At 52.6% G+C, this 11,288-nt stretch carries 11 protein-coding genes; all 11 read left to right on the forward strand.

Annotated features, from left to right (window positions below):
• Nucleotides 1-5 precede the first annotated feature (5 nt).
• On the forward strand, nt 6-911 hold the full coding sequence (locus MKX36_RS04925; RefSeq protein ID WP_017426328.1) for a carbohydrate ABC transporter permease: 906 nt from the start codon (nt 6-8) through the stop codon (nt 909-911).
• A complete protein-coding gene (locus MKX36_RS04930) occupies nt 908-1,834 on the forward strand; it encodes a carbohydrate ABC transporter permease (protein ID WP_016821430.1) in 927 nt (308 codons plus the stop codon). The genes MKX36_RS04925 and MKX36_RS04930 overlap by 4 nt, the downstream gene beginning before the upstream one ends.
• 18 nt (nt 1,835-1,852) lie before the next feature.
• Nucleotides 1,853-2,959 carry a M24 family metallopeptidase gene (locus MKX36_RS04935; RefSeq protein ID WP_016821429.1) on the forward strand — a complete coding sequence of 369 codons (1,107 nt, stop codon included), beginning with the start codon at nt 1,853-1,855 and terminating at the stop codon, nt 2,957-2,959.
• A 69-nt stretch (nt 2,960-3,028) separates the two neighbouring features.
• Nucleotides 3,029-4,552, forward strand: a complete 1,524-nt coding sequence (locus MKX36_RS04940; RefSeq protein WP_340864313.1) for an Ig domain-containing protein — start codon at nt 3,029-3,031, stop codon at nt 4,550-4,552.
• A gap of 152 nt (nt 4,553-4,704) precedes the next feature.
• Entirely contained in the window at nt 4,705-5,913 is a 1,209-nt protein-coding gene (locus MKX36_RS04945) for an NAD(P)/FAD-dependent oxidoreductase (RefSeq protein WP_340864314.1), read from the forward strand.
• Nucleotides 5,910-6,911, forward strand: coding sequence for a proline racemase family protein (locus MKX36_RS04950; protein ID WP_340864315.1), 1,002 nt, complete (start codon nt 5,910-5,912; stop codon nt 6,909-6,911). Before MKX36_RS04945 ends, MKX36_RS04950 begins: the two co-directional genes overlap by 4 nt.
• 54 nt (nt 6,912-6,965) lie before the next feature.
• Nucleotides 6,966-7,853, forward strand: coding sequence for a dihydrodipicolinate synthase family protein (locus MKX36_RS04955; protein ID WP_025364158.1), 888 nt, complete (start codon nt 6,966-6,968; stop codon nt 7,851-7,853).
• 15 nt (nt 7,854-7,868) lie between these two features.
• Nucleotides 7,869-9,305 carry an aldehyde dehydrogenase family protein gene (locus MKX36_RS04960; protein ID WP_340864316.1) on the forward strand — a complete coding sequence of 479 codons (1,437 nt, stop codon included), beginning with the start codon at nt 7,869-7,871 and terminating at the stop codon, nt 9,303-9,305.
• Entirely contained in the window at nt 9,298-9,705 is a 408-nt protein-coding gene (locus tag MKX36_RS04965; protein ID WP_340864317.1) for a (2Fe-2S)-binding protein, read from the forward strand. Before MKX36_RS04960 ends, MKX36_RS04965 begins: the two co-directional genes overlap by 8 nt.
• Complete coding sequence (locus MKX36_RS04970) at nt 9,702-10,037, forward strand: (2Fe-2S)-binding protein (protein WP_340864318.1); 336 nt, start codon at nt 9,702-9,704, stop codon at nt 10,035-10,037. The genes MKX36_RS04965 and MKX36_RS04970 overlap by 4 nt, the downstream gene beginning before the upstream one ends.
• Complete coding sequence (locus tag MKX36_RS04975; RefSeq protein WP_174820619.1) at nt 10,034-11,260, forward strand: NAD(P)/FAD-dependent oxidoreductase; 1,227 nt, start codon at nt 10,034-10,036, stop codon at nt 11,258-11,260. The genes MKX36_RS04970 and MKX36_RS04975 overlap by 4 nt, the downstream gene beginning before the upstream one ends.
• Nucleotides 11,261-11,288 lie beyond the last annotated feature (28 nt).

Here is an 11,288-nt window from a genome sequence, read left to right on the forward strand (position 1 = left end):
GGCCCATGAAGCGACCAAAATCAGGAATGATGCGCATGGAGCGAAACTGGGGTCTGCTATTCGCGCTGCCTGCCATCCTGGGATTAATGATATTTACGATTGGACCGATTGTGGCATCGTTCGTATTCAGCTTGACCGATTGGACGATTGGTGGACAGATGACCTTTATTGGATTGGATAATTACCGAACCATTTTGACCGAGGATACTACCTTTTCCCAATCCATGTTCGTGACCACGTATTATGCACTGGGCAGCGTACCTCTAGGCTTGGCGGCAGCTTTTATCATTGCACTGCTATTAAATCAAAAGGTAAAAGGTTTGTCGGTGTTCCGCACGATTTACTATTTACCTACCATTGTGCCGAGTATTGCCAACACGATGCTGTGGCTGTGGATGTTCAATCCTGATTTTGGTCTGTTGAATTCACTGCTGGAGAGTGTTGGCCTGCCGGGGAGCAAATGGATTTATGACGAGAATACTGCAATACCCTCGCTGATCATGATGAGCACCTGGGGGATCGGGAATACGGTCATTATCTTTTTGGCGGGACTTCAGTCGGTTCCCACCCATCTGTATGAAGCAGCTGAGGTAGACGGCGGCAATAGACTGCATAAATTTTTCCATATTACGATTCCCTCGATGACACCAACCATCTTCTTCAATTTGGTTATGTCTTTAATTAGCACCTTTCAGGCATTCAATCAGGCGTATGTCATGACAAACGGGGGACCTAACAATTCAACCCTGTTCTATGTGTTCTACCTGTGGCGCACAGCCTTTACGGAGACGAAAATCGGCTACGCCTCAGCGCTGGCCTGGATCTTATTTTTCGTCATTATGGTCCTAACTGTTCTGATTTTCTCCACGTCCAAAAAGTGGGTTCACTATGAAGGGGGGGAACGTTCATGAATCAGGTTACTTCTTCTGTCAAACCTTCAGACACACCGCAACATCCACTTCCACAGCCTGAACGCTCCCGAAGTCCTGCTACCGCCGCCCGTTCCAAACCATTCCAAATCAGTCGCATCGTACTGTATATCGTTTTAATGATAGGCAGTGTTTTAATGCTGTTGCCATTTGTATGGCTCATTCGTAGCTCTCTGATGGGAACATCGCAAATTTTCGTATTCCCGCCAGAGTGGATACCCTCTCCTTTTCAATGGAGCAATTACCCAGAAGCACTGACTTCGGTACCGTTCGGCAGGTATTTTCTGAATACGTTCATCATTGAGGTGTGTGTGCTGGCAGGAGTAATGATGACCTCGATTGTGTCGGCGTTTACCTTTGCCCGCCTGCGCTGGCCTGGACGTAATCTGATTTTTTCTCTGCTGATCGGATCGATGATGCTGCCTTATGCGGTGACGCTCATACCTACTTTCGTCATGTGGCGTGAACTGGGCGGGTTGAATACATTTCTGCCGCTGATTGTTCCTGCATGGTTTGGTGGAGGGGCGTTCAACATCTTTCTGATGCGACAATTTATGCTGACGATTCCGCGCGATCTGGACGAAGCCGCTTATATGGATGGAGGTACACCGCTAACTGTATTATGGCGCGTCATTATTCCTTTATCTTCGCCTGCATTGATCGTGATCGGGATATTTACCTTTATTGATGTGTGGAACGACTTTTTGGGCCCGATTATTTATTTGAGTGACGAAAAGCATTTTACACTGGCGCTGGGGCTGGCGACTTTTCGGGGATTGAACAATACCAATTGGCCTTACCTGATGGCGGCATCCAGCACGATTTTGGCTCCGATCGTCCTGATATTTTTTATCGGACAACGCTATTTTATTGAAGGCATCACACTGACAGGGATTAAAGGCTAGAAGGAGGCTGATGTAGCTTTGGATAAACCCAACGGTTCAGCAAAACGGTTACAGGGTGTTCCAGGCAGACTGGCTCGGTTACGCTCGGAATTCCCGGCTCTAGGGATAGATGCACTACTTATTACACATGGACCCAATCGACGATATATGACCGGATTTACAGGCTCCGCCGGAATTGCGCTCGTTACGCAGGAAGAGGCTTTGTTGGTGACGGATTTCCGCTATATGTTGCAGGCAACAGATCAGGCAGCAGAATATTCAGTTATTCGGCATGAGGCACAAATCTTCCAGACCATCGCTGACCTCACAAGTAAATTGGGTGTTCGTAGACTGGGTCTAGAGAGTCGGCATGTCTCACTTCAACAGTCAGGACAGCTTCAAGCCGCACTAGGATCGTTGGAATACGTGCCAACGGAGGATGTAATTGAACGGCTGCGTGACGTGAAGGACGAGGAAGAGATTCACACCATCCGTGAAGCTGCGCGCATTACCGATGCCGCCTTTACGGAAGTGCTGAATTATATTCAGCCTGGAGTTACAGAGCGGCGGATTGCGGCGGAACTGGAATATCAGCTCCGGCTCGCAGGCGCGGAATCAGGCGGTTTTGCGTTCATTGTTGCTTCAGGTGAACGCTCGGCCCTGCCCCACGGACTGGCCAGTGACAAGGAAATTGGTCAGAACGAGTTTGTCACGATGGATTTTGGCGCAAATGTGCGTGGTTATCTGTCTGATATTACGCGTACCGTATTCGTCGGCAATCCATCAGAACGGCACGAGGAACTGTATGCTATTGTGCTGGAAGCGAATATGACGACGATTGCAGGACTTCGCCCTGGCATGAGCGGTCGGGAGGGAGACAGTCTGGGACGGAATGTGATTGCCTCCTATGGCTATGGAGAACAGTTTGGTCACGGATTGGGCCACGGCTTTGGCTTGGAGATTCATGAGCAGGTGCGACTGTCCCGTGAGAGCCAATCTGTGCTTGTACCAGGACATGTCATTACCGTGGAACCGGGCATTTATATTCCAGGCTTCGGCGGAGTTCGGATTGAGGACGATGTACTGATCACAGATGACGGTGCCAAGGTGCTGACTGCCTCGCCCAAGGAGCTGCTTTTGTTATAAAACGCAGTGCATTATAGGTAACTATCCATAGTTTTAAAATCATCCCAAAAAACGAGATGGAGGGATCAAATGAACACGCGTAAAAGGAAAACCAAAGTATGGCTGATCACACTGGCAACTTCTCTCATTGTGGCTTTGACACCAGTTCTTCCGGGTCAACAGGCTTATGCCGAGGCAGAATCGGATGTAAAAGTCATCGACATCTTTAGCCGGACGGTGAACGACTATGGTATAGATCTGGTCGATTGGCAAGGGTATCTGGCGAACCCATATGTGAAGCTAAAAGTGAAGCCGCCTGCCAATGCCGCTTTTCCGTTAACCGTTACGTTAAAAGCGCAAGGCACGTCCCGACTGATGATGGATTTGCCAAGTACGCTGTCGGCGCAAGGAGCAAGCAAAACGCTGACCTTTGCCAATGCACAGGAGGAAAAGGATTTCCGGCTGGCCATTCATCCTGACCGGATTGGAGGAAACGGTGAAATAGAGAACTATACATTGTCTATGTCCGTTGCCGAAAATAACGGCCACACAACCACTCAGTCTATTCCGATTCGTGTGCTGGATCAGGACGATAATGAAGAACCCACAATCCCCCTCCATTTTGACTACAGATTCGATACGATCAAGCCTTATTTCAATGACGCGGCTACCAAAAAAGCCGCAGAGCTGGCAGTGAAGGACTGGTTCTATTTCTTTGATCTGAAGCCGTTTGATGAGGTTCCTGCCAATGCGGAAGTAAACCATCTGCCAGGAGATGATTGGCAAAATGAAATACAGGTGACGAATAACAAACCCTACAAAGGCATGTGGGTATTTATGAGAGGGCTAAATGGGCCGTATTCTACGGGCTTTCCGGCAGCGAATGGCAATTATCATACACGTAACGGTGTGACCGTCCCAGGGAACTTAAACCGTTCCTATAGTCTGATCCTGGATTTCTATGATGATGCCATTCCATTCACATCGGTGGACGATGAAGAATGGTATCAATCCGATCTGTCCAAGGTGACGGATGTGCATGGGCTGATCATGCACGAATTCGGTCATGCAATTGTATTCAGCGACACGTTCCCAGGCGTCAAGGCGCTGAAGGAAGCGGCTGGCAATGACCCCGATATTATGGCCTATCAGCCCAGACCGGCTGCATTGGACGACAGCTATCATCTCTCTGGAGAGCTTGCAGAGGTCGATAGATTGAGCGGACAAAATGGAGGCTGGCGCCACCTGTTCCCGACCCGGCGCTGGATGAACACGAAGCTTTCGCTGCTTGTAGCAGAAAAGGCAGGCTGGCCGCTGCGCAAGGACCTGACTCCTTTCCTCGCGCCAGAAATCATAACAAAGCAACTGCCAGCACCCGTCAAAGGAAAGACATACACGGCCAAGCTGGAAGCCAAGGGAGGCGTACCATTTTACGATTGGACGGTGACCGGCGGTCAACTGCCCACAGGCTTTACACTGAACCGCTTTACAGGAACGATTAGCGGAAAAGCAGACAGCGGAGCAGCCAACAAGACGTATACGTTCACCATACAGCTGCGGGATTATGACGAGCTGAGCAAGCCTGTCACACAAACCTTTACGCTCAAGCTGTAATGAATGCCCCCAAGAGGTGGCTGTCCCGAATGTCTTGACTGAACTTGGATGGGGCTGAATGACTATAAAGCAACTTGCCAAAATAGAGCTTTGGGGCAAGCCGCCGGATTGTTTTCCATTCATATGGAAACGGTTGAAGGGAGGGAAAACGAATGAAACACGATGCGGCGGATCTGGTCATTGTAGGCGGTGGAATCATCGGTACAGCTATCGCTTATTATGCAGCTAAATCTGGTATGAAGGTCGTGCTGGCTGAACGAGGGGAAATTGCTGGAGGTACTTCTTCCCGATGTGATGGAAATATATTGGCAATCGACAAAGAGCCCGGCTTTGACAGTCGGATGTCACTGTTATCACAGAAGCTGGTGGCAGAGCTGGCTAAGGAACTGGAAGATGAATTTGAGTATCGTGCGCCTGGAAGTATTCTGGTCTGTGAAAACGACCATGAGATGCAGGCCGCAGAGCAGTGGGTCACCCGCCAGCAGCAGGAAGGGCTTCCGTTTCGCATGCTGGATCAGCAGGATTTGCAAGAGGAATGGCCGCATCTAGCCAAAGATTTGCCGGGCGGACTGGAGTGTGCGACAGATTCTACTGTAAATCCGGTGCAGATGACGTATGCCCTGGCCAGGGCCGCGCGTCGGATGGGAGCCAGGCTATTGCCGCGCATGCCGATACAGTCGGTTCTCAAGGACGAAAGGGGAAACGCCTGCGGAGTGGAGACGCCAAACGGCGTGATCCATGCTGATGCAGTAGTGTTGGCCGCAGGTGTATGGACACGCAGCATCGGTGATTCGGTAGGTTTGGACCTTCCGATTATACCGCGCAAAGGACATATACTGGTGTCTGCCCGAATGCCTTCGATCGGAAACCGCAAGGTGATGGAGTTCGGTTATCTGATGAGCAAGTTCGGAGGTCAGCGGAGTGTAGATGAGGTTTATGAAAAATACGGTGTAGCGCTGGTATTTGAGCCCACCGCATCCCAGAACATTTTGATTGGCAGCAGCCGTCAGTTTGTCGGTATGGATACAGGTGTCGATCAGCAGGTGATTCGCTTAATCGCCCGCAGAGCCATTCGCTTCTTTCCTGCCTTAGCCAATGTGCCGCTGATGAGAGCGTATACGGGTTTGCGTCCATGGACCCCTGATCATTTGCCCATCATATCCGCAGTGGATGAAGTACCGGGGCTATTTATCGCTTCAGGCCATGAAGGAGATGGTATTAGCCTGGCGGCGGTTACGGGTAAGCTGGTGACCGAAATGGTACGCGGCGAACCCACTTGTATTCCGGTAGAGCCGCTGCGTTATGACCGATTCGGAGAGGCTTTTACCAGCCACGATATTCACGGGGAGGTAACTGGATGAGTGCAGCGGGCAGAATTACTACGATTGATACTCATACGGGAGGCAATCCGACGCGGACAGTCATCCACGGCGCGCCTAAGCTGGTAGGGTATACCATGCTAGAAAAGATGACTTATATGGCAGCGCACCATGATGATTTTCGCCGTCTGCTGATGTTTGAGCCGCGTGGTCATGAGGTGATGTCAGGCTGCATTTTAACAGAGCCTTGTCATCCAGCTGCAGATATGGGTGTGGTCTTTATAGAAACAGGCGGCTATTTGCCGATGTGTGGTCACGATACGATTGGCGTCTGCACGGCACTGGTGGAAGGTGGCCTGATTGCTGCGGATAAAAAATCTATATTGCTGGACACTCCGGCAGGCCCGGTTCAAGTACGGCTGGATATAGATGAGGGCAAGGTGAAACAAGTAACGTTCACCAATATTCCTTCCTTTGTGTACCGCCGTGAGGTGGAGGTTCAGGTAGAGGACATCGGTCGAGTTACTCTTGATATTGCCTATGGAGGAAACTTTTACGGCATTATAGAGGCGGCCTCCATCGGTCTTGTCCTGGATCAGAGCAATGGAGCAAAAATTGTACGAACAGCGGTACAGATTCGGGAGGCAGTGAATGCTGCTGTTGAGGTAGTACATCCTGAAAATCCGGTTATTCAAGGATTGACGCATATTGAATTTTACGGAGAACCCGTGGCTTCACAGGCCGATTGTCGCAATGTTGTCGTCATTCCGCCAGGCGGTATCGATCGCTCCCCTTGTGGCACAGGAACCTCGGCCAAGGTAGCGGTGCTGCACGCCAAGGGAAAGCTGGGCTTGCACGAGCCGTTTGTGCATGAAAGCATCACAGGCTCCATGTTTCGGGCTGAAATTGTGGGCGAGACGCAGGTAGGTCCTTATCCGGCCGTGATTCCGCAAATTACAGGCTCGGCTTGGGTGACGGGACATCATCAATTTGTGCTGGACCCTGACGACCCGCTGAGAGAAGGATTTTTGCTGATGTGAGCATTTTGCATCATTTAAATAAGAAAATAAAAATGGGAGAGGGTAGGTGAGCATATGGCACGTTTTGAAGGTGTATATGTGGCCTTGGTTACACCGTTCACGGCAGAGATGGAGGTCGACTACAAGCGTCTGACCGAGCTGTGCGAGCATCTGATTGCAAGCGGTATTAGCGGACTGGTACCTACGGGATCGCTGGGAGAGTATGCTGCTTTGTCTCCAGAGGAACGATCGCAGGTGGTGCATACGGTCATTGACGCTGCGGCGGGACGTGTTCCTGTTGTAGTCGGCTCGGCCGCTCCATCCACTAAACAGGCGGTACATTGGGTGCAGCATGCCAAGGATGCCGGGGCAGCGGGTGTCATGGCGTTGCCGCCCATTAATTATAATCCATTGCCCCATGAGGTAACGACTCACTATGAAGCATTGTCAGAGGTGGGCCTGCCGATCATTGCGTATAACAACCCCCATGATTACAAGGTTGACCTGACCCCGGATATTCTTGCGGACTTGTCACACATTGAGAATATTGTAGCAGTCAAGGAATTTTCCGGGGATGTACGGCGTATTCACGCTATTTTGGACCAGACAGAGCTGGAGGTCATGGTCGGAGTAGATAATCTGGCGATGGAGGGAGCATTGTTCGGCGCGACAGGCTGGATTTCGGGGGTACCTAATGCGTTACCAAAAGAAGGAGTAGAGTTGTTCCGGCTTGCGCAGGCGGGAAATTTGGCGGAAGCGTCCGCGTTGTATCGCAGACTATTGCCGCTGTTCCACTACGATGCCAGTCCGCAATTGGTGCAGTCCATCAAATATATGATGGAGTTGGCTGGATTCCCGGTCGGTCCGACACGGCCGCCCAGACTTGCGTTGCCACAGGCGGATTATGACCGGATTCGTGAAGCTTTTGAGGTGGCAGTTCGCCCGAGCGGGGTTTCATCTTGAATGGGGGTGAAGACGATGGAGAGCCGAAATTGGATTGGCGGTGAGTGGCTGAGCCCTTCCGGCGAGGAGATGGTGGTTCGTAATCCTTCGGCGTTGCAGGAAGAAGTGGGGGTCGTCCATTTCTCCAATGAGCGTGATATTGCCCAGGCCGGGGAAGCAGCACGACTGGCACAGGCAGGATGGGCAGCATTAAGCCCGGCAGCACGGGGAGCTTACTTGTTCAAAGCAGCCGGGTTGTTGGAGACAGCCGCACTAGAATTGGCTGAGCTGGCCAGCAGAGAAATGGGCAAGCCGATTACCGAGATGCGAGGAGAGGTGATGCGAGGTGTCCACCTGCTTCGATATTATGCGGCAGAGGGTGTACGTTCCATCGGTACAGTCATTCCTTCGAATGAGTTGGGAGTACTCCAATACACGAAGCGTATCCCGCTGGGGGTAACGGCTGTCATAACGCCGTGGAATTTTCCGGTAGCGATTCCGCTGTGGAAAATCGCTCCTGCACTCTTGTGTGGCAATACGGTCATTTGGAAGCCTGCCGAACATGCTTCATTAACCGCAGTACGGATCGCTGAGCTATTCGAGGCGGTGCAGCTTCCACCCGGCGTACTGAATCTCGTCATTGGGCAGGGGGGTCGTATAGGCGATGCCCTACTGGAGCATCCAGCATTGGAGGCGGTCAGCTTCACGGGTTCTACCGCTACAGGTTTGGGCATTGCTGAACGGTGCGCACGTCGGAACATCAAATACCAGACTGAGATGGGCGGCAAAAATGCTGCCGTGGTGCTGAAGGACGCGGATGTGTCGCAGGTGGTGGCGATGATTGCCAGCGGTGCCTTTCGATCAGCCGGACAAAAATGCACGGCCACCAGCCGGGTGATTGTAGAACGGTCTGCCTATGAGACGTTCACAGAAGCTTTACGCCAAGTGGTGGAAAAAATCCAGATCGCTCCAGCGCTTGACCCCGGTGCGTATCTCGGACCTGTGGCATCCAAGAGTCAGTACGAGAAGGTCATGTCCTATGTATCGCTAGCTCGCCGGGAAGCTGATATTTTGGCGGAAGGTGGAGCCGCCGCCGGGACAGATAACGGGTATTATGTGCGTCCACTGCTGGCGGCTGGTCTGGATTCGTCCCACACCTTGATTCAGGAGGAGGTTTTTGGCCCAGTCATCAGTGTCATACAGGCCGACGACTTTGAGGATGCGATTCGGCTGTGCAATGATTCTATTTATGGGTTAAGCGCTTCCCTGTTCACCCGCGATTTGCGGCTTGCTCATCGGTTTCTGGATGAAGCGGACGCGGGAATGGTACGGGTTAATCAGGAGACGGCGGGAGTTGAGTATCAGTCTCCGTTCGGTGGTCTGAAGCAGTCAAGCTCACATACCCGGGAACAGGGTCAGGCGGCGCTGGATTTTTATTCAGCGATTAAAACCTGTGCGATCAGCTATGCGTAAACGCGCGACGGAACGAAGTGTCACGGATAGGACGGAAGTGCAGGGGGAAAAGACCCATTATGCAGAAAATCAGTACGCAGAAAACCAGTATGCTGGATCTCCGGGTGTGCAATCAAAAACGTTTGGCGCGTCAGGCCATGTGCTTGTATGTCGATGTGAAGAAGTGAGTATTGCACAGATGGAGCAGGCTTGTCGCATGGGTGTGGATACTGTTCGCCAGCTTAAAATGGCTACGCGGGTGACCATGGGGGCATGCCAGGGCAGGGTATGCCGACAATTAGTGGAATCATGGTTTTACAATCAGGTTCCTGCTGCCCGCCGAGAGGCGGAGTTGTTATCACAAAGGCCCCCGGTGCGTCCCGTAACGTTCGGTCAGCTGGCAGAAGGAGGTTCCCTATGAGCCGTGCGCGTATTGTGAATCATCCGATTTTGGGACCCAAGCCAGAGCGGCGGCAGGTATCTTTCATGTTTGATGGTCGTCCCATGCAGGGATTGGCTGGAGAACCACTAGCGGCAGCGCTCCTCGCCGGCGATGTCCGTTTGCTGAGAAGGCATGAGGAATCCGGTACGGCCAGGGGCGTATACTGTGCTATTGGGCACTGTAACGAATGCCGTCTGACGGTTCATCCGTTTGGTACGGTTCGTTCCTGTCTGACCAAGCTGGAAGAAGGTATGGTGGTGGAAACCGGACGGCAGCTTTCGAATGAAATCACAGGGAGAATTGTGACATGAATAAAATGGCACATCTCATCGTCATTGGCGCAGGTCCGGCCGGACTGTCTGCAGCGGCATCGGCTGCTGAACAAGGATTGCCAGTCACGGTACTGGATGAGTTTACTGAGCCGGGTGGACGTATGCCCGGGCAATATCATGAGGAAGGCAGTCAAGGCTGGTGGATCGGAAAGCATGTTTCGGATGAGCTGATTACCCGTTGCGCGGAGCTTGGAGTGGACATTCGCTGTGGCGTTTCCGTACATGGCATGGAATATACGACAACGTGGGAAATTTCCACTTCCTGTGGATTGCTCACGGCTGAGTACGTATTGCTGGCAACCGGAGCGGCTGAGATTCCCGTTCCGCTGGATGGCTGGACGTTACCGGGTGTAATGTCCATCGGGGCTGCGCAGGTGCTGACCAATGTTCATTACGTCAAGCCGGGAGAACGCGGCATTATTGTAGGCATGAACGTATTGTCGATGGCGATTGCCCGCGAGCTGTCCGTCGCCGGGGTGAAGGTAGCGGCGATTACACTGCCGTGCGCGGGTCCGCTGGCTGGTGCAGCGGCAGATCCGACAGCCTCCGCGAAGCTGCTGCTTCAGCTGTCGGGGTTGGCGCCTGCCGCCTGGATGCGCGCCGGCGGCAAGCTGGCAGCGACGATGCGGATGGAGAAGCTCATCGCGCGCTGCTATCCCCACAGAGGCTTCCGTCTGTGGGATATCCCGATCCGTTTGCGGACAGCAGTGCAGTCCGTCAACGGGCAGGACCGGGTCGAATCCGTGACCCTGGTCCACGTTAAACCGGACGGCTCGCCGATTGCTGGCAGCGAGCGCGTCGAACCCGCCGACTTCGTGGCGCTGAGCGGCGGCTTGTATCCGCTCGCCGAGCTGGCGGCGGTAGCCGGGTGCAAATTCGTGTACAGCCCTGAGCTGGGTGGGCATGTTCCACTGCATGGTGAGCGAATGGAAACCTCGCTCAAAGGACTGTACGTTGCCGGCAATATTACCGGCATCGAAAGCGGGCTGGTCGCCATGGCTCAAGGGCGATTAGCAGCCGCTTCCATGATCCATGCTGCTGGACTTGGCGGAGCAGGCGGGGAACAACGGGTGCAGGAGGCGATCCGTGAGGTTCATTTTGCACGGAAACATGCGCTAATTCAATTTCATCCCGGCATTACAGAAGCGAGAACGCAGCTGTACCAGCAGTGGGGGCAAATCTCTTCTGGGAGCGGCGCGTAACGGCTCGTTAGGTTGAATATACGTTTTT

Origin of the sequence: Paenibacillus sp. FSL W8-0439, assembly GCF_038008995.1 — a bacterium.
Classification (GTDB): domain Bacteria; phylum Bacillota; class Bacilli; order Paenibacillales; family Paenibacillaceae; genus Paenibacillus; species Paenibacillus polymyxa.

Bases quoted from the DNA above. Each gene is read 5' to 3' on its own strand.
- MKX36_RS04940 (WP_340864313.1), top strand. From the start codon at position 3,029: ATGAACACGCGTAAAAGGAAAACCAAAGTATGGCTGATCACACTGGCA.
- MKX36_RS04950 (WP_340864315.1), top strand. From the start codon at position 5,910: ATGAGTGCAGCGGGCAGAATTACTACGATTGATACTCATACGGGAGGC.
- MKX36_RS04945 (WP_340864314.1), top strand. From the start codon at position 4,705: ATGAAACACGATGCGGCGGATCTGGTCATTGTAGGCGGTGGAATCATC.
- MKX36_RS04955 (WP_025364158.1), top strand. From the start codon at position 6,966: ATGGCACGTTTTGAAGGTGTATATGTGGCCTTGGTTACACCGTTCACG.
- MKX36_RS04970 (WP_340864318.1), top strand. From the start codon at position 9,702: ATGAGCCGTGCGCGTATTGTGAATCATCCGATTTTGGGACCCAAGCCA.
- MKX36_RS04975 (WP_174820619.1), top strand. From the start codon at position 10,034: ATGAATAAAATGGCACATCTCATCGTCATTGGCGCAGGTCCGGCCGGA.
- MKX36_RS04925 (WP_017426328.1), top strand. From the start codon at position 6: ATGAAGCGACCAAAATCAGGAATGATGCGCATGGAGCGAAACTGGGGT.
- MKX36_RS04930 (WP_016821430.1), top strand. From the start codon at position 908: ATGAATCAGGTTACTTCTTCTGTCAAACCTTCAGACACACCGCAACAT.
- MKX36_RS04960 (WP_340864316.1), top strand. From the start codon at position 7,869: ATGGAGAGCCGAAATTGGATTGGCGGTGAGTGGCTGAGCCCTTCCGGC.
- MKX36_RS04965 (WP_340864317.1), top strand. From the start codon at position 9,298: ATGCGTAAACGCGCGACGGAACGAAGTGTCACGGATAGGACGGAAGTG.